This window comes from Bacillus sp. AF62, from assembly GCF_050312695.1.
Classification (GTDB): Bacteria; Bacillota; Bacilli; order Bacillales; family Bacillaceae_G; genus Bacillus_A; species Bacillus_A cereus.
Genome location: NZ_JBNPJZ010000047.1, coordinates 277,475 through 294,495, shown reverse-complemented (window position 1 = coordinate 294,495; position 17,021 = coordinate 277,475). Strand labels below are relative to the sequence as shown.

Sequence of the window (17,021 nt, the reverse complement as noted above, 5' to 3'; positions counted from 1 at the left end):
TCCTTATGTTAAAATACTTTCTGTGCCATAACTATATTATATTTTCAGAAAAAAATAAATAATTTATTTTATTTTTCTGAAAATTATTCATTTTCTTGTCATAATTTATTCATGAATCCTTCACTTGCACTTTCTTCCGCATCCAAAACCCTCCCTCTGAATTCTGAATCACTTCAATGTATCATTGTACGGACCTAATTGTTTTTTAGAAAAGTAATAATTTGTCTCCTTACTTTTCATTAACATATTTCCTTTTATAATTAAAAAATAGGTAGCTATTAGAAAGTAGATCATCCCAAATAACCAATCCAAATTTGTAGCCAGATTGTGTAAAAGAATATACCTCATATATACATAACCAATTGGAACATGTAGTAATACAACCGCACCTAATCCCGGATTATATATTGTTTTAGCTTTTATATTCGCAAAAATACCATGCCATATGAATTGAAAAAATCCCATTAAAATAGGTGCCAACCCAAGCCATATTATATTTTGAAAAAAAACCGGGAGTAAATAAAAAACATACGCAATCAAAATATTTATTACCATAGCAGATTGCGTATTTAATGGATAGCGGTCTGGTATATCACTTTTAAATATAACTACATTAAACAGACCAGCAAAATAACCTGGCCAACGATACTCTTCAAATTGATGCACTAAAATGGCCACAAAACTTAACCCTAACAGTACTTTTATTTCACTCATTTCTCCCAAATTCGCGACTAAAGAAACAACGACAACAATAGCGACAACTAACCCTATATCACACCAATGCTTTCTAAAGAAACTAGCCACCTCTATCACCCACTATCTCAATTTTTATAAAAATAGCGTTCAAATAGGAAATCAATCTGTTTTTCTACAGATGGTACTTTTATATCTGCCCCTGATTCGAGAATTGGCATCATTAATGTGGGAAGAAAAATGGATCCAAATATTTGCACCGTCATCATCATTAAAATTTCCTGATCCGTTTCATTTGTTATCTCGCTCAAAATATTCTTCACTTTACTGAAACCTAGCCTCTTCAAAAAATCCCCATATTCGTATTGAGATGTAAATACCGTAGTTCCCATTGCAATAATCTTCCTAACTAACTCCGGATATTGCCGAATTACTAGTACATAATCCAATAAAAATATTTTTAATCTTTCTTTTGCTGGCACTGTAATATTATCTAAAATAGAAAAAGTGCCTTGAAAGCTAATTAATAAAACTCTAATCGCCTCACTAATTAACTTTTCTTTTGAACCAAAATGGTAATTTACTAGCGCTATATTTATATCTAACAATTTTGCAATTTTCCTTATCGTTACCTTTTCAAAACCTTCTTTTTTAATTAATTCCAATGTTGTATTTAAAATCTTTTCTTTCGTTGATACGTTTTCATTCCCTCCCAATCTATCTCCCCCTCTAGAATGTATCAGTTAAACAACGATTTAAACATCGTTTAATTTTATGGTATCACTTTCCAATTTTAAAAATCTATTTAATCCTTTCGACATTTCCCTACATTCTCTTCATTCCACACAAAAAATAGATTTCTAAATACAATTTAAAATTATCCATATGCCCATACATGAAGAAAAATATATTGTAACTTGCTCCAAAAACGGCTAAAATAAGAATAAGAATTTTCTGAATATTCCAAGAGTAGGTGGTTTATATGTCCTTATTACGCTCACATATATGTAAATTTATAATTGGTGTTATTGTTATTTTTGCCATAAGTCCTATTCCAGCTCTTTTTATTACACACAATTACTCTTATCAAAATGGATTTATTAGCATTTTTCAAAACTTCGCACAGCTTTCTTCTATATCAATTCCAAAGGTTGATTGGATGCATGAATCTATCTTTTTCTCAGCAAATCAAATGATACATACTTCTAATCATTCAACACCATTATTCCCTTACATATGGGAAATATATTTTATATCGATTGTTCGTTTTACTTTTACCCTTGCGATCGGATTTTTCATAAGTTTGGGTATCGGCCATTTATTTTTCAAAGTACCTAACTCGTTTAAAAAGTTTACTACTGTATTGAATTGGATACCTTACTCTTTTTGCACTGTAGTATTACAATGTTCAGTCTTATTACTACTTCTATACGTCGCACAATTTATAAACCTTCCTTACTACTCATCTTTTATCATCGTATGTAGTACTTCCATGATTATCGTTATGCAAGCAGTAAAAAAATGGATTCCTTTCTTGAAAAACACAAATGAATATGAAATAAAACATGATTCTTTTCTTGTGGATACATTGTTTTTGGCGCTTACTTCGAACCATAAATCAATTTTAGGTTCCATCATTCTTTCATTTGTTTTTATGGAATGCGTTTTTCATGCAAGTGGACTGTTACAATTTATCGTTCAATTTGGCGGAAATTCACCCATAATTGTTACAATCGGCTTATTACTACTCTATATCCCATATAGCATACTTTCTTTCCTTCAAACACTATGGACCACAAACTACTCCAAGCAACAGTCATACACTTTAACGAGAAGCGTTCCAAAACCTTAATTGAAATAACCCTCTATAATCTAAAAGTAGGGGGTTATTCCTTTTGTATAGCGGACAAAATAACAGCAAATTCAAAAACTATTACAGAAACATACCAATATTTGCCCTTTTCCTTTGACTATTCTTTTCATTTAGATTTATTATAAAAGTATAACATAATTGCAGGAGGTGACATCTTTATTCCAAACCTTGGAATGGAGAACACACTTGGACATATTAAATATTTTTCTCATCTTTGTACTTATTCTTATTTCTGGCTTTTTCGTTGCATCAGAATTCGCTGTTGTAAAAGTACGAAAAAGTCGAATTGACCAACTTGCAAATGAAGGTAATAAACAAGCTTTAGCTGCAAGAAGCGTCCTATCTAATTTAGATGTTTATTTATCAGCTTGTCAGCTCGGGATTACGATCACTTCTTTAGGGCTTGGTTGGCTTGGTGAACCGACTGTGGAACATATACTACGACCGCTCTTTGAAAAAATTAATATTACTGGAACAATGGCTAACACTTTATCTTTTGTTATTGCTTTTAGTGTTATTACATTTTTCCACGTTGTATTAGGTGAGTTAGTTCCAAAGTCTTTCGCAATTCAAAAAGCAGAAGCAATCACACTCAAATTTGCAAGACCTCTTATTTTATTTGATAAAATTATGTATCCATTTATTTGGTTACTCAATAGTACAGCTATATTTTTCACAAAACTACTCGGATTAGAACCTGCCAAAGAAAATGAACTTGCTCATTCTGAAGAGGAATTGCGACTCATTTTAGGTGAAAGTTTTAAAAGCGGTGAAATAAACCAAACCGAATATAAATATGTAAATAACATTTTTGAATTTGATGATCGAGTTGCGAAAGAAATAATGGTTCCTCGTACCGAAATGATTTGCTTATCTACTGAAAATACGTTAGAAGAAAATATGGATATCGTCGCAACTGAAAAATATACACGCTATCCAATCATTGAAAAAGATAAAGATGATATCATCGGGATGATTAATACGAAAGAAGTATTCCATGATCAAACGAAAGGTATTTATAAACCACTTGAATCTTATATACATCCTGTTTTAACAGTATTTGAAACAGTTCCAATTCGTAAAACGTTAGTCCATCTTCAAAAAAATCGCGTTCAGATGGCAATCGTTATGGATGAATATGGTGGCACTGCCGGACTTTTAACGATGGAAGATATTCTTGAAGAAATCATTGGAGAAATTCAAGATGAATTCGATGCGGATGAATCACCTATGATTGAAAAGCGTACACCTAAGCTTACTGTTTTAGATGGAAAGGTGCTCATTTCTGAAGTAAATGATATGTTTGGCCTACATATTGATGATAGTGATTTAGATACAATTGGAGGATGGCTTCTCTCTCAAGCAGTTGACTTAAATATTGAAGCTGGTTATTCCATTGAATATGCTGGTTTTCAATTTAAAGTATTAGAACTTGATGGACATCAAGTCAAAAAAGTTGCTGTACATAAACTAGATATTAAAAAGGAGCTATAAAGTGACTGTTTTATTAACAATTTGTATCATTGCCTGTTTCCTTGTTTCATTTCTCGCCTTTATTTATCCCATTATCCCTGGCATACTTGCTGTCTGGGCTGGATATTTAATTTACCATTTCGGTATAAATGGAGGAGAATTAACAACTTTTTTTTGGATTATTCAAGTCATTTTCACTCTTTTCATTTTCGTTGCTGATTTTATTGCAAATGGATATTTCTTAAAAAAATACGGTAGTTCTAAATGGGGCGAACGTGTCGGAATGATTTCTATCATTGTCGGATCGTTCTTCTTCCCACCATTTGGACTTATTATCGTACCGTTTTTATCAGTATTTATAACAGAACTAGTGCATAAAAAAGCGCCAAAAGATGCCTTTCTAGTTGGAGTCGCTACTGTAGTTGGTTTTTTAAGCAGTACAGTAGCGAAAGCAATTCTCCAAATCATTATGATTATCATCTTCTTGTGTTATATCATATTTTAACCATCCCGACTTCGGGATGGTTTTTTAATATGCAATACCTACTCGACTATTTTCATATATGTTTTTCTTACATAGATCCCATGCAAAGTGTGCTGTATCACCCACTGTAATTTTTGATCCACCTTCTGGCAATATATCTTTTTCAGTTCGATATACCTCTGTCGCCTCACCGTCTATTAAATGTGTCGGACAAACAACTGTCCAACATAAATTATTACTATTACTTAGTACCTTATATGCAGCCAAATGATCTTCTGCTGCTGTTGTCGTTTTCCTTTTTGATTCCGTTGATTGAAAACGATATAAATTTAGATCCATTCTTGCTTGTAAAATACCAGCTGTTCCTATTGTTATGATCTTATGAACCCCTTCTTCTTCCATTTGCTTAATAATTTGTGGCATATTCTTCGCTAATGTTCCATTTTGATCCGTTCCAAGTGCACTAATTACTATATCGCTTCCTTCTATCGCTTTTTTTATATCATTTTCGTTCAATACATTACCTTCTATCACTCGTAACCTTTCATGTTGTATTTCTATTCTATTTAAATCACGCGCTAATGCAGTCACTTCAGCTGAATCCTTTAATGCTAATTTTATTATGTTCAAACCTACTCGACCTGTTGCTCCTAATATACATACTTTCATTTGTTTTCCTCCTCTTTCATTCTCTCTCTATTTTTCAATAATCTCAGTTAATTTACAATCAAAAAGCTTCCTCATATATAAGAGGAAGCTTTATTATTACTTTATTTCTTTTCTTTAGAATCAGTAGATTTCTCAGTGCCGCTTGTTTCTTTATCCTTTTTATCCTCTTGTTGTGTTGTTGTGTCGTCTTCTTTCTTCTTGTCCTCACCTTTACTACAACCTACCATTAATAAAGAACTTGCAAGTGCCATAGCAGTTAATGATTTAACCCATTTGTTCATTTGCGTTTCCTCCCTGTGATAGAATATGTACAACCTCATATTACTCTCTATTTTTAAAGGAGAGATTGAAAAACAGTAAATATACGGTAAATTTTTGTAAATTTTCTGATAACAAAACCTAATTTAACTTTACATATTTCATTTCCAATCGATACACAATAAAACTAATTTTTTTCTCTAAATGGACATAAAAAAACTAAGGCGCATACCATTCCGCCTTAGTTTCTCATGCAAACTTTTCATTTTCATATAGATGTGTAATCTTATATTCCTTCTTCATAACATATTGCCACACACTATAAGCGTAACGGTTCATTTTCAGGAAACAATTCTCCAAAAATGAGCGGAACTCCGGATTAGCAACTTCCACTGCAACTTGAGCAAACTTTAGAGCTAATCGTTTTAAGTGCGCAATATAACATGTTGCAATATGAATATCCCCTGTATATTTACTAACTGTTTCCTTTTCCATTTCATGCAAACCAAACTCCGTTGTTTCACAGGTTATATGCTGCACATTCTCTCCTTCTTGAAAATTTACTTGTTCATTATATGCTTGTAACATATATGGTAAATGGTGCTGTAATAGATTTTTTAATTCTTCGTCTCTGACCTTTCCAGCATACTCTCCAACCTTGTATATTAGCATATAACTATATCTCATTAATTCTTTCATACAATCCATGAAAGTGCCTCCCTTCTCTAGGGTCTATATGTTATAAATATGATGCTAAAACATTCGCTATTCTTGCTAAAAACCAATCCCATCTACTAATTTTCTCAAAATCTTCTTCAGAAAATCGTTTTGATTTATGAAAGTCTACCTTTAATCGACTCCATACTTCATCAACAACTGTTTTATCATATATGATACAGTTAGACTCACAATTTAAATAAAAACTTCTATTATCAAAATTCGCTGTCCCAATATCAACAATTTCTCCATCAATGATTGTTACTTTCCCATGAAAAAATCCATTTCGATATTGATAAATCTCCGCTCCAGCATGTAACATATCTTTCAAATATGGATAGGCAGCTTGTTTTAACAATATGGCATCACTTTTAAATGGCACGAGAATTTTCACATTAACACCACGATTTAATGCAGCTTTTAACTCTTTCACCATTTCTTTACTTGGTACAAAATATGGTGTAGCGATAATTAAAGACTTTTTAGCCTTTTTTAAAAGTGCCCCATACTTTTCCCATAAGCCTTTTCCATTTGAAAATAAATATTGATATTTTACATTCCCTAATGTCGGTATACTTTCATGTATAGGCATTTTTTCTCCTGTATCTTCTTTCCAATCTTCGGCGAACTTTCTTTCCATATCCGCTGCACCCTCACCATGGATGCGCACGTGATAATCACGCCATGGCCCAAACTTCGGATCTTGTCCAAGGTACTCCTTTCCGATATTAAAACCACCGACGTATGATACCTTTCCATCTATCGTAACAATACGTCTATGATTTCGTTGATGCAAAGAATAGAAAACATTTTTCAGTTTCGGTTTTTTACTAAATGTAAACTTCACACCGTTTTCCTTTAATCGGCTAATTACCTTTTTCTTCAGCTTATATCCACCTATCCGATCGACTGACAATTTCACTTCTACTCCACTAGATGCTTTTTTCTCTAATAACTGTAAAAACTCTTCGCTTATTTCATCTTTTCCTACAATATAAAAATGGATATATATATACTTTTCTGCTTCGTTTATATCCTCAAATAATTTTCTATATAACTCTTCACCGTTCGTATATAGTTGACATTCACCTAATCGAACTTGTCCTAATTCATATTCACTAGCCATTTCCTTCCCCATTTCCACATCGATGTTCATCCAAATGAATACACCTATTAAACAAAGGATTATAGCGAAAAAGTGCTTCATGGATAAATTCCTTTCTCCACTTACTGTTATTTCTATATCTTCCCTTTTTTATTACATTATCATTCAAGAAAATATGTCATTGCATGATATATGTCCATATCAAACAATAGCTCATTTGCATATTGTATGTTGTATCTTAAAATAAAAGGAGGAAATAACAATGGGCTTCGCACATGGTAATGGATTTGCGCTATTAGTCGTATTATTTATCCTCTTAATCATCGTCGGTGCTGCTTGCTTCTGCTAAGTAGCTACTGTCATATGATATGTGGATGAAAAAACTATAAAAGCGGACACCTATTTTTAGGTGTCCGCTTTTCATTTTAAAACCATTTCCGCCTGCTATTGTAACTTAAATGGCTAAACATTTATCTCAAAAGGTTAACAATGTGGCTACTTTCTTACTCTCTGCCTTACGTATATGACGCTGCTCTGCACGTAACACTGCAATACGATGTAATTCTTTCTCTTCTTCTGTTTCAGGGATAACACGCGGTACCGGAACTGGATTATTTTCCTTACTAAGTGCAACAAAAGTAACGAATGACGTTGCCGCTATACGCTTCTCACCTGAAATTAAATCTTCAGCCACTACCTTCACAAACACTTCCATCGAAGTTCTTCCCGTCCAAATTACGAAAGATTCATAACTAACACAATCTGAAGAACGAACAGGATGTAAGAAATCAACCCAGTCCATAGATGCTGTGACACATTCCTTTCTCGAATGTCTGGATGCTGAAATAGAAGCAACCATATCCATCTCCGCTAATATCTTCCCACCAAATAGCGTGTTATGATCATTTAAATCTGTTGGGAATACCCGGCTCGTTTTGAACACCCTTGACTCATTGGCTGTTTTCCCCTTTACTTCTGTCATTGTTATCACCCCTTTAATGATCTATCCCTAATATTTCAATAATCCCTATACTAAATGAACTACACGTTTAATATTAGCAACATTCAGAACCTTTAGTCCACAAAAAAGAACCGATTTTATCAATCGGCTCCTCTAAATACATATTGTTCTTTCGGCTGTTCAACTTTATTCCATTTTGTTACTTCTAATACAGGAATATTCGCATGAAACGGCTGAAAAAACTCAGTAGTTATCTCTCCTTCTACTTGAATCCAGTCATCATTATTCCACTCTACGCCTTCTGGTTTTTTCACTAACATACCATATACACCAGAATCCGCTACACAGTGTATAATACCGAAACGGAATAAGAAATATTGTTCTTTTTTAGAAGAATCATCTCTAAAAACAAACCCTTTAAAAGATAATTTTTTCCCAGTAAACTCGCCAGGATAATTATAAATTGTTTCCATACCCTTTAGGAAGTCTTCATCTTTCAAATTAATATTGTCTTTCGTAACAAACTCTTTCTTCCCTTTTTCCATTACACCGCGGTATCCTTCTTTCCCGTAATAAATGCTCGTATCAGGTCTTAGAAATTGTCTTGTCATAAATGGATCCTTACTTTCTGCTTGTGCAACAGGAAAATGAAATCCTTTCGCCTTAACAATATCTGAATCTAACGTTGCAATCGGGAAAAATAAGCCTGAGATAATTGGAAAACAAAACAAGGAGTACGAAAATGCTTTTTTCCACCATGTATTCTCATCTTTTGAATGATCATGTCCGCAATGGCTATGGTCACAACTGCAATCATTTTTCTCTTTTTCCTTTTGGTGCTCTTTTTGGAAAACGACGATAATTTGTACAATCGTTAAGAAACCTAAAATAATTGCTGCTGTTGTTGATAAATAGGCATACTTCATATTGATATACTTCGTAATGTTACCGGAAATATGAAGCTGCGCAATTAATATTGTAAAACCTAATAATATATATGCTCGAAACATAACCTACCACCCCATCGCATAAATGAGTAGTGAGCTTGCATAAACAACAAGAGTAACTGTAACTATAACAACAATTACAAATTTAGTTTTAAATGTCGCAAGCATCATAAACATATTTTTAATATCCACCATCGGTCCGTAAACGAGGAACGCGACAAGTGAAGCTGTTGAAAACGTACTTTGGAACGAAGAAGCGATAAATGCATCTGCCTCTGAACAAAGTGATAATATATAAGCAAGTCCCATCATAACAGCTGATGAAGAAAACGGACCTTGTCCAATAGCAAGAAGTGTTGAAGTTTGTACAAACGTTTGTACCGCTGCTGCAATTAACGCACCTAGTACTAAATATTTTCCCATTGAGAAGAATTCCTCAACAGCGTGTGTACATACATCCCACATTTTTTTACGCAGTGGACGCTTATTATTCACTTCTGGGAAGTGATCATCTCTTAATTGATGTTCTTTAAACATAAAGGATAATATAATTCCAACGATAATGGCTACGATAATCGCTACAATAGAACGATACCATACCATGTGCATACTACTCCCAAAGGCAACGTATGTTGCAAATAAAACAACTGGATTAATAATTGGACCAGTTAACATAAATGCAATCCCTGCGTATGGTGGAACGCCTTTTCCGATTAATCGTCTTACAATCGGAACAATTCCACATTCACAACCTGGAAACAACATGCCTAAAAAAGTAGCTAATAAAACAGACAGAAATCGGTTCTTCGGCATCCATTTAGCCACCATATCTTCTGTCACGAACATTTGAATGAATCCTGAAATAAATACACCAATTAGCACAAACGGAAGTGCTTCGATCAATATGGAGATAAAAATTGTATTCATTTGCAGGAATGCTTTCGGTAATTGAAACAATTCCATGATGTATTTCCTCCAACTTTTCATTAACAATATGTAATTTTAACCCCATTTCATTAATTGGACAAGGATTATATGGCATACATAGCCTTTATATACATTACATTGTACAAGTTATATTCTATTCAAAATTTGAGATTTCATAGCAAAAAAGCTGCTCTAGCGTAGTTATATAACTATGCTAGAGCAGCTTTTTTATCGTTAAAAGTAACGTTTCTTCCAAAAAACAAAAGCTAACGTGAAAGATAGTGTTACACATATGATGAGTACAATTACAAAACCGTGGGCTTCCCCTTCAAACGGAACCTTTACGTTCATTCCAAAGAAACTAGAAACCATCGTCGGTAAAGATAAAATGATTGTAATTGACGTTAACAGTTTCATAACACTATTTAAATTATTTGATATAACGGAGCTAAAAGTATTCATCATTCCACTTAAAATGTGACTATATATTTCCGCCATTTCAATAGCCTGCTTATTTTCAATTAATACATCTTCTAATAAATCTTGATCGTCTTCATACATTTTTAAAAATGTACTATTACGCATTAACTTTTGAATTACAATTTTATTAGCCTTTAATGACGTTGTAAAGTATACTAAACTTTTCTCAAGGCCTAATAATGTGAAGATCTCTTTATTTTTCATTGACTGATTTAATTGATGCTCTAAATCAATTGTTTTTCGATTTATTTGCTTTAAGTATCTTAAATAATAAGTAGAAATCGTATATAAGAGCTGAAGTGCAAAGCGCGTCTTTTTAAACGTATAAAATTCTTTAATACGTTGATTAATAAAACGTTCAAAAATTGGATTCTCTTCTAAGCAGATTGTAACAAAACAATCCGGCATCACAATCATACCTATTGGAATCGTGTCATAAATCGAATTTCCTTCTTCGTCATGTCTAACTGTCGGAATATCCACGATAATTAAAGTATTATTGTCTTCCTTTTCAATACGAGAGCGTTCTTCATCATCCAAAGGGTCTTTAATGAAATCTAAGTCTACATTTAAAGTTTGTACTAGATATTGAATTTCTTCTTCTGTTGGATGAAGTACATTAATCCAGCACCCCTTTTGCATTTCCTCAATCTCTTGTAGTTTTCCGTTTCGGTCTGTTAAATATATATTTAACATACTATCACCCCGATTCTTTTTACATGTAGGAATCTACCTCTCTTAAATCACAGTTTTTAAACCGCCATTCTCAGCATATGAAACATACGTTTAAATTTCAATAGAAAAATTATTTTGAAAACGTTTTTATAGGAAAAATATTATAAAGTGAAACTTTAATCAGTGGGTGGCTTCATCCCCCACTGATTATTAGCCCTCACAAATCGGGCTTTTACGGGCTACCCGCCCCCAACCAAACTTCTTTTCTTTCACTGAATTTTGAGGTGAGGGTCTCACTGCCCGTTAAAGCGGGATAAACATAGAAAAAGACAGAGTGCTCTCTGCCTTAAAAGCTTATGTTGCCTTTATAACATATTTAGAAAGCATCCACAAGTTAAACCCGACTGAAATCGTATAGCCAGCGTATGTTGAAATGATAAAACTTACATAATCGAAATACGGAAGCAATACAATATTTAAAACTATCTTCACAATAATTCCAATCACTAGTCCTAGCACCGTCTTCTGCTGTTGATTGATTCCTTGTAGCATAGCAGCCGTTACTGTAAAAAGAGAAAATAATATGCAAGCAGGAGCATAATACTGTAAAATGATTCTCCCCATCTCTGGATCATTTCCAGCACCGAATAAAAGAGTATATACAGGCTTGGCTAACACCATCATTCCAATTGCCGCTGGTACCGTAATCGCTACTACTAATACATTTGTTCTCGTAAAATGTTTGTACAATAGCTTCGTATTTCCTGCTGTGTAAGCTTTCGTCATCTCTGGTACGAGAGACATACTAAAAGCTGTCGCAACGGATACCGGGATAAGCACAACCATTTGAACAAGACCAATTATCGCATTAATTTTTTCCGCTTCTCCTTGCATATACCCTATTTGTATAAGTAGTTTATTAATTGTAAATGTATCAATCGTCTGATACAACGGAATTGCTAAGCCCACCACAACAAAAGGAATAGAATATGTAAAGAGCTCCTTATACAATGAGAAAAAAGATTTCGTTGTTTGTGGTATACTTTCCATCTCTTTTTTCTTTAAGTGCCTTCTCCTTCTTATATAATACGCACTTAAAACAGTTAATCCACCTACAGCTCCCATAAATGCACCGAACGTTGAAATACCAACCGCTAGCGAAACAGAAGCTTTTAAAACATATAAAACGGCAAAGCTTCCTATTAAAATGGTTAAAACCCGAAAAAATTGCTCTACAACTACACTTAATGCAGAAGGCCCCATCGATTGGAATCCTTGAAAAAAGCCCCTTAATAAACTCATTACTGGCACAAGTATTAACGCAAAACTTACAATTCGAATATTAGTAGTAACCGCTCCTACACTATTCCCCGTTTGATCATTCCCATCGATGACAAGTTTAGCTAAATGCGGAGCTAGCATATATAACGTAAAACACGAAATGACTCCCATTATAAACATAAACACGATTCCACTTTTCAACACTCTCTTAACCGTATGATAATCATTCAGTTGATCATATTTTGATACCATCTTTGAAACAGCTAGCGGTAATCCCATTGTTGCTATACTGAGCATGATGGTATAAGGACGATATGCATATGTGTATAGAACGTAACCACTCGTACCGACCATTGCTGTAAATGGTATAACATATATAAACCCTAACATTTTTGATATCATCGTTGCCATCGTTAAAAATATCGTTCCACGTATAAACGGTGACCCTTTCATCACATTCCTCCGCTACGCTTTATTATTACACATTATGGACAACTCCTTTTCTTTAGAACCGAAACAAACAAAAAAAGCCAATGAAAAATCATTGACTTTAACGCGCTGCTTTTTTCTTTTTGAAATACTTTAAACCAAAATATAGAGCAATAAAAAGAACAGCTCCTATAATTATGTAATGTGTGTAATCAGATGCATACTCTTTAATTTGTCGCCAATTCCCACCAAGTTTTTCACCTAAGTATATAAATAGAATTGACCATGGAATGATCGCTACAACCGTATAAAGTGTAAATAGTTTTAATGGCATCTTAGCTAGTCCTGCTGGAATAGAGATCGCATGACGTACTACTGGGATAAAGCGCGCAGAAAATATTACGCCTGCTCCATAACGCTTAAACCAACCTTCCGCTATGTCTAAATGATGTTTATTAATAAGTAGATATTTCCCATATTTCTCTACAACCGGACGCCCTCCGTAGTATCCAAGCCAGTATAAAAAGATTTGCGCTAAAGTACCACCAATCGTTCCGGCGATAACTGCACCCACAAAACTAATTTTACCATTCGCTACTAAAAAGCCAGCATACGAAAGTACAATTTCACTCGGGATTACTTCAATCATTAAAGCAAGAGCTACTCCAAAGTAACCTAAGCTTGCAAAAAATTGCAATAACTGATCTATTATGTTTGCTAACATGTTCTTTTTTATCTCCTTTTTTCTTCACATACCATCCCATTATTACATAAAGGCTGCAATCTGCCAATATCTTCATTTTAACAATATGTACAATTCAAGCAGGATTAATCTATTAATTTCTCTTTCTGCGGGTCTTTCATGTAGGCAAACATCTCTTTAATTTGGTCTTCTGTATTTCTAGCAATTGATAAATTAGGCAATTCATTTTCACCAAAAAACTCCACCTCTTCTGTTTCAATACTAGTTTTCTTTTCTCCACCAATAATCTCGCATCCAATGAAAATCTTATATACATGCGTTGCCGATGGAGATGGTTGATTTTTTTCTTTATCAAATATAGCTAGTAACTTAAAATGATCTACCTCATAACCTGCCTCTTCGAAAACCTCTTTTGCTGCAACTTCGGTTGGCGTATAACCGACATCAGCCCATCCACCTGGCAATGCCCATTTCCCATCGCTTTTTTCTTTCACAAATAATAACTTTTCATTTTGAAAAACAACCGCTCTTATATCAACTTTAGGTGTTTGATAGCCTGTCTCACTTGCAAATAATTTCTCTACGACTTCCCAATCTGTTTTCGTGTAATGTGACATCATTGAAATAGAAATATCTCGTAATTGCTGGAAACGCTCAATATCATACCCATCCTTAGAATACGTTAAACCCGCTTGAGCTATAGATTGTATTTGTTTTACCCAATCAATCCATTTAATCGTCATATATCCGCATCCCCATTCTCTATCAAATATATTACTTCATTTTTATTGATACATCTTTATTATACAAAAAAAAGAGATTGATAACGTTTCAATCTCTTTCAAAATTAATCCAATTCATGTAAGTGGTCTTGTATATACTTTCTTCTTTTATTTATATATTCATAAATCATATCAGCCTCTTGATCAAATGTTTCTAATTTTTCTTTCATGTATGGATCTTGTAGTAAATATGGGCGAATCAATTCACACAACCCTTCTACTTTCGGCCTCATAAACGAAACTGTGAATTGATTTTCTAATATTTCTTCCAAAATACTTCGATACTGCTTTCTAAATACAGGTATGTCTAGCAATCTTGCACTTAACGTATTATACCCTTGAATGCGAATATATTCATGATTAAGTGGTCTCCCTTGTACATCTCGCCCCCAAGTCGCATCATAATCCCACGGTATAACTTCAAATAAATTTGTTTCATCGTTATGATATAGTGCATAGTTATGAACGAAACCATCAAAGTTTTGCGTAAAAATAACTCCTGCTAACCATCGTAAATATTTATCTACATGTAGAAACTTCCCAATTTCTTTTTCATAGGCTTCCCTCGTCAAAGTATTCGCTTGAAATACAAATTCACTCAGTTGTTCTTCACTATTTTTATTCGAATATTTAAATTCATAACCCGCAAAGAGCTCTGTCTTAACATCTTTATCTCGTTCACTCATTAATGAAAAATTCGCATCATCATCTATCGCATAATAAATAGAACCACTCGGTAATCCTCTATTTTTCAAAAAATTTTCATCAACCGATTCTAACTGTAAATACACACCTTGAATTTGACCATTAATTTTTATTAATACATGTTGTGATTTTGGCGAAAGTACACCAATATCATGAAAAAAATCTAAAGATAATTTATTTCGTATGAGAGACGGATCCATAAACTCCGAATTTAAATGAAACTCTTTCGCACCTTGAAATTTTTTAGGCTTATAAAACATAACATGATAAGACTTTTTCTCAAATTCGCGAATATGAGCCCCACGGTATACGATATCAATGTCATACTTCTTTTTTCCATAAGTTAATTTTGCTGGCACTGGACTATCTGACCAAATGTCCTTTTTCAATTCCACTAAGTACATTGGATGAACAAAAAAATCATATGAAGGCAGCATGTTTTCTCATCCCTTCTCAGTTCTCTTCATTCAATGTATGCGCCTTGTCTTGTCCATACATCCGCAATCATCTATTTATATAAAATTACACTCTTGTCCTGTTCAGAAAGATGCCTACATACATATCATGTTAAGGAAAAAGAATACCTTTTCACTTTAATACATGATAAGGAGGATTTCTATGAAACGTGATATTAGAAAAGCTGTCGAAGAAATCAAAAGTGCTGGGATGGAGGATTTCTTACACCAAGATCCAAGTACTTTTGAATGCGATGATGATAAATTCACTCATCATCATTGTACAACTGGATGTAAATGTACAACTGGGGGTAAATGTCCAAGAACAAGATGTACTCGCGTGAAACATTGTACGTTCGTTACAAAATGTACGCATGTAAAAAAATGGACATTTGTTACGAAATGTACACGTGTACGTGTTCAAAAATGGACGTTCGTTACGAAAGTAACGCGTAGAAAAGAATGCGTATTAGTTACAAAGCGGACTCGCAGAAAACATTGTACATTCATTACAAAATGCATACGCTTTGAAAAGAAATTTTTCTGGACAAAACGAAGTTTCTGTAAAAAATGCGAATTCTTCCCTAACAGACACGGTCACTCTTGCGATGATTCATGTGATCATGGTAAAGACTGTCACGATAGCGGACACAAATGGAATGATTGCAAAGGCGGACATAAATTCCCATCTTGCAAAAATAAGAAATTCGATCACTTCTGGTATAAAAAACGTAACTGCTAGTTTTTATACCACCCAAAAAAGGCCGTTTTGCGGCCTTTTTTACATTTATTGAAAGTGACTTATATCTGCAAATTGTTTCACTTTACCAATACCCTCTTCAAATTCTATTATGCTCAAACTGGCACTATGCATAAATGGATCATCCCACACATTTTCTATTTCCATTCCCGCGAAATGCCCTATAAGTAATTTTGCTGCTGCCGCATGAGAAACAATCAATATGTTTTGTCCTTTATGCCTCTCTAAAAGAAGCTGCATCCCTTCAATTACTCTTTCATAAACGGCCTCGAAATTTTCGCCTGATGTTGACTGAAAAAGATGTGGCTCATTCCAAAATAGATGTACTTCTTCTGGAAATTGCTTTTCTATATCCGCGATTGTTTGTCCTTCCCATATACCCATGTTGATTTCATAGAAATGCTCATCCGCTATAATGGGTATATCACGTTCCCCTTTTATTAACTCTGCCGTATGAAGTGTTCTTTCGCTCGGACTACTATAGATCGCATGGATTGGTAAATCTTTCATTCGATTCCCTAATTGTTTCGCCTGAACTATACCATTTTCAGTTAAAGCAGAATTTTTTCGTCCCTGCATTCGCTTCGCTACATTCCACTCTGTTTCACCATGCCTTGTTACATATATAGTTGTTTTCATTTCTT

Annotated in this window: 20 protein-coding genes; 5 read left to right on the top strand and 15 right to left on the bottom strand. The window is 33.9% G+C overall.

The window, feature by feature from the left end; all coding sequences use genetic code 11:
- Positions 1–168 precede the first annotated feature (168 nt).
- Together ACQRBL_RS09765 and ACQRBL_RS09760 are read right to left on the bottom strand one after the other, a co-directional pair.
- Positions 169–813: an HXXEE domain-containing protein gene (locus tag ACQRBL_RS09765; protein WP_411995666.1), complete on the bottom strand. Its 645-nt coding sequence runs from the start codon at positions 811–813 to the stop codon at positions 169–171.
- Positions 814–821: 8 nt separating this feature from the next.
- Positions 822–1,409, bottom strand: coding sequence for a TetR/AcrR family transcriptional regulator (locus ACQRBL_RS09760; protein WP_023521751.1), 588 nt, complete (start codon positions 1,407–1,409; stop codon positions 822–824).
- A gap of 266 nt (positions 1,410–1,675) precedes the next feature.
- Between ACQRBL_RS09760 and ACQRBL_RS09755 the strand changes: the two genes are divergently transcribed.
- The 3 genes from ACQRBL_RS09755 (at position 1,676) to ACQRBL_RS09745 (ending at position 4,544) form a co-directional block, all read left to right on the top strand.
- A complete protein-coding gene (locus ACQRBL_RS09755) occupies positions 1,676–2,545 on the top strand; it encodes a hypothetical protein (protein WP_000055272.1) in 870 nt (289 codons plus the stop codon).
- A 207-nt stretch (positions 2,546–2,752) separates the two neighbouring features.
- Positions 2,753–4,060 carry a hemolysin family protein gene (locus ACQRBL_RS09750; protein WP_023521750.1) on the top strand — a complete coding sequence of 436 codons (1,308 nt, stop codon included), beginning with the start codon at positions 2,753–2,755 and terminating at the stop codon, positions 4,058–4,060.
- 1 nt (position 4,061) lies between these two features.
- The gene (locus ACQRBL_RS09745; protein ID WP_023521749.1) at positions 4,062–4,544 is read left to right on the top strand and encodes a DUF456 domain-containing protein; all 483 of its coding nucleotides are present in this window, start codon (positions 4,062–4,064) and stop codon (positions 4,542–4,544) included.
- Between the two features lie 24 nt (positions 4,545–4,568).
- Here the strand turns inward: ACQRBL_RS09745 and ACQRBL_RS09740 are convergent, their stop codons facing one another.
- From ACQRBL_RS09740 to cls, 4 genes are all read right to left on the bottom strand, one after another.
- Positions 4,569–5,192 carry an NAD(P)-dependent oxidoreductase gene (locus tag ACQRBL_RS09740; protein ID WP_411995667.1) on the bottom strand — a complete coding sequence of 208 codons (624 nt, stop codon included), beginning with the start codon at positions 5,190–5,192 and terminating at the stop codon, positions 4,569–4,571.
- A 101-nt stretch (positions 5,193–5,293) separates the two neighbouring features.
- Positions 5,294–5,473: a hypothetical protein gene (locus ACQRBL_RS09735; protein WP_001045960.1), complete on the bottom strand. Its 180-nt coding sequence runs from the start codon at positions 5,471–5,473 to the stop codon at positions 5,294–5,296.
- A 226-nt stretch (positions 5,474–5,699) separates the two neighbouring features.
- Positions 5,700–6,158, bottom strand: coding sequence for a spore coat protein (locus ACQRBL_RS09730; RefSeq protein WP_000340543.1), 459 nt, complete (start codon positions 6,156–6,158; stop codon positions 5,700–5,702).
- A 31-nt stretch (positions 6,159–6,189) separates the two neighbouring features.
- Positions 6,190–7,374 (bottom strand): cardiolipin synthase, encoded by a 1,185-nt coding sequence (gene cls, locus ACQRBL_RS09725; protein ID WP_043924648.1) that lies wholly within the window; start codon positions 7,372–7,374, stop codon positions 6,190–6,192.
- Positions 7,375–7,534: 160 nt separating this feature from the next.
- Here cls and ACQRBL_RS09720 point away from each other — a divergent pair, with 160 nt between their 5' ends.
- A complete protein-coding gene (locus ACQRBL_RS09720) occupies positions 7,535–7,621 on the top strand; it encodes a YjcZ family sporulation protein (RefSeq protein ID WP_000505094.1) in 87 nt (28 codons plus the stop codon).
- Positions 7,622–7,747: 126 nt separating this feature from the next.
- Here ACQRBL_RS09720 and ACQRBL_RS09715 read toward each other — a convergent pair whose 3' ends face one another.
- The 8 genes from ACQRBL_RS09715 to cotH form a co-directional block, all read right to left on the bottom strand.
- Positions 7,748–8,254 carry an acyl-CoA thioesterase gene (locus tag ACQRBL_RS09715; protein ID WP_000141164.1) on the bottom strand — a complete coding sequence of 169 codons (507 nt, stop codon included), beginning with the start codon at positions 8,252–8,254 and terminating at the stop codon, positions 7,748–7,750.
- A 119-nt stretch (positions 8,255–8,373) separates the two neighbouring features.
- Complete coding sequence (locus ACQRBL_RS09710; RefSeq protein WP_411995668.1) at positions 8,374–9,243, bottom strand: TIGR03943 family putative permease subunit; 870 nt, start codon at positions 9,241–9,243, stop codon at positions 8,374–8,376.
- Positions 9,244–9,246: 3 nt separating this feature from the next.
- Positions 9,247–10,143: a permease gene (locus ACQRBL_RS09705; RefSeq protein WP_000418716.1), complete on the bottom strand. Its 897-nt coding sequence runs from the start codon at positions 10,141–10,143 to the stop codon at positions 9,247–9,249.
- Positions 10,144–10,341: 198 nt separating this feature from the next.
- Entirely contained in the window at positions 10,342–11,283 is a 942-nt protein-coding gene (locus ACQRBL_RS09700) for a magnesium transporter CorA family protein (RefSeq protein ID WP_000932389.1), read from the bottom strand.
- Between the two features lie 333 nt (positions 11,284–11,616).
- Complete coding sequence (locus tag ACQRBL_RS09695) at positions 11,617–12,996, bottom strand: putative polysaccharide biosynthesis protein (RefSeq protein ID WP_000678841.1); 1,380 nt, start codon at positions 12,994–12,996, stop codon at positions 11,617–11,619.
- Between the two features lie 97 nt (positions 12,997–13,093).
- Positions 13,094–13,696, bottom strand: coding sequence for a DedA family protein (locus tag ACQRBL_RS09690; RefSeq protein WP_000880691.1), 603 nt, complete (start codon positions 13,694–13,696; stop codon positions 13,094–13,096).
- Between the two features lie 104 nt (positions 13,697–13,800).
- On the bottom strand, positions 13,801–14,418 hold the full coding sequence (locus tag ACQRBL_RS09685; RefSeq protein ID WP_000153575.1) for an NUDIX hydrolase N-terminal domain-containing protein: 618 nt from the start codon (positions 14,416–14,418) through the stop codon (positions 13,801–13,803).
- Positions 14,419–14,522: 104 nt separating this feature from the next.
- Entirely contained in the window at positions 14,523–15,599 is a 1,077-nt protein-coding gene (gene cotH, locus ACQRBL_RS09680) for a spore coat protein CotH (RefSeq protein WP_000938004.1), read from the bottom strand.
- Between the two features lie 181 nt (positions 15,600–15,780).
- On the opposite strand from cotH, the gene exsB reads away from it, so the two are divergent.
- Positions 15,781–16,359, top strand: a complete 579-nt coding sequence (exsB, locus tag ACQRBL_RS09675) for an exosporium protein ExsB (RefSeq protein ID WP_000817498.1) — start codon at positions 15,781–15,783, stop codon at positions 16,357–16,359.
- A gap of 45 nt (positions 16,360–16,404) precedes the next feature.
- On the opposite strand, the gene ACQRBL_RS09670 is transcribed toward exsB, so the two are convergent.
- Positions 16,405–17,016: a phosphoserine phosphatase 1 gene (locus ACQRBL_RS09670; protein ID WP_000858830.1), complete on the bottom strand. Its 612-nt coding sequence runs from the start codon at positions 17,014–17,016 to the stop codon at positions 16,405–16,407.
- Between the last annotated feature and the right edge of the window lie 5 nt (positions 17,017–17,021).

What these genes read in the sequence shown, in the direction of transcription:
- ACQRBL_RS09730 (WP_000340543.1), bottom strand. Translation starts at nt 6,158, where the DNA reads ATGGATTGTATGAAAGAATTAATGAGATATAGTTATATGCTAATATAC.
- cotH (WP_000938004.1), bottom strand. Translation starts at nt 15,599, where the DNA reads ATGCTGCCTTCATATGATTTTTTTGTTCATCCAATGTACTTAGTGGAA.
- ACQRBL_RS09720 (WP_000505094.1), top strand. Translation starts at nt 7,535, where the DNA reads ATGGGCTTCGCACATGGTAATGGATTTGCGCTATTAGTCGTATTATTT.
- exsB (WP_000817498.1), top strand. Translation starts at nt 15,781, where the DNA reads ATGAAACGTGATATTAGAAAAGCTGTCGAAGAAATCAAAAGTGCTGGG.
- ACQRBL_RS09705 (WP_000418716.1), bottom strand. Translation starts at nt 10,143, where the DNA reads ATGGAATTGTTTCAATTACCGAAAGCATTCCTGCAAATGAATACAATT.
- ACQRBL_RS09700 (WP_000932389.1), bottom strand. Translation starts at nt 11,283, where the DNA reads ATGTTAAATATATATTTAACAGACCGAAACGGAAAACTACAAGAGATT.
- ACQRBL_RS09685 (WP_000153575.1), bottom strand. Translation starts at nt 14,418, where the DNA reads ATGACGATTAAATGGATTGATTGGGTAAAACAAATACAATCTATAGCT.
- ACQRBL_RS09715 (WP_000141164.1), bottom strand. Translation starts at nt 8,254, where the DNA reads ATGACAGAAGTAAAGGGGAAAACAGCCAATGAGTCAAGGGTGTTCAAA.
- ACQRBL_RS09735 (WP_001045960.1), bottom strand. Translation starts at nt 5,473, where the DNA reads ATGAACAAATGGGTTAAATCATTAACTGCTATGGCACTTGCAAGTTCT.
- ACQRBL_RS09740 (WP_411995667.1), bottom strand. Translation starts at nt 5,192, where the DNA reads ATGAAAGTATGTATATTAGGAGCAACAGGTCGAGTAGGTTTGAACATA.
- ACQRBL_RS09670 (WP_000858830.1), bottom strand. Translation starts at nt 17,016, where the DNA reads ATGAAAACAACTATATATGTAACAAGGCATGGTGAAACAGAGTGGAAT.
- cls (WP_043924648.1), bottom strand. Translation starts at nt 7,374, where the DNA reads ATGAAGCACTTTTTCGCTATAATCCTTTGTTTAATAGGTGTATTCATT.
- ACQRBL_RS09695 (WP_000678841.1), bottom strand. Translation starts at nt 12,996, where the DNA reads ATGAAAGGGTCACCGTTTATACGTGGAACGATATTTTTAACGATGGCA.
- ACQRBL_RS09690 (WP_000880691.1), bottom strand. Translation starts at nt 13,696, where the DNA reads ATGTTAGCAAACATAATAGATCAGTTATTGCAATTTTTTGCAAGCTTA.
- ACQRBL_RS09755 (WP_000055272.1), top strand. Translation starts at nt 1,676, where the DNA reads ATGTCCTTATTACGCTCACATATATGTAAATTTATAATTGGTGTTATT.
- ACQRBL_RS09710 (WP_411995668.1), bottom strand. Translation starts at nt 9,243, where the DNA reads ATGTTTCGAGCATATATATTATTAGGTTTTACAATATTAATTGCGCAG.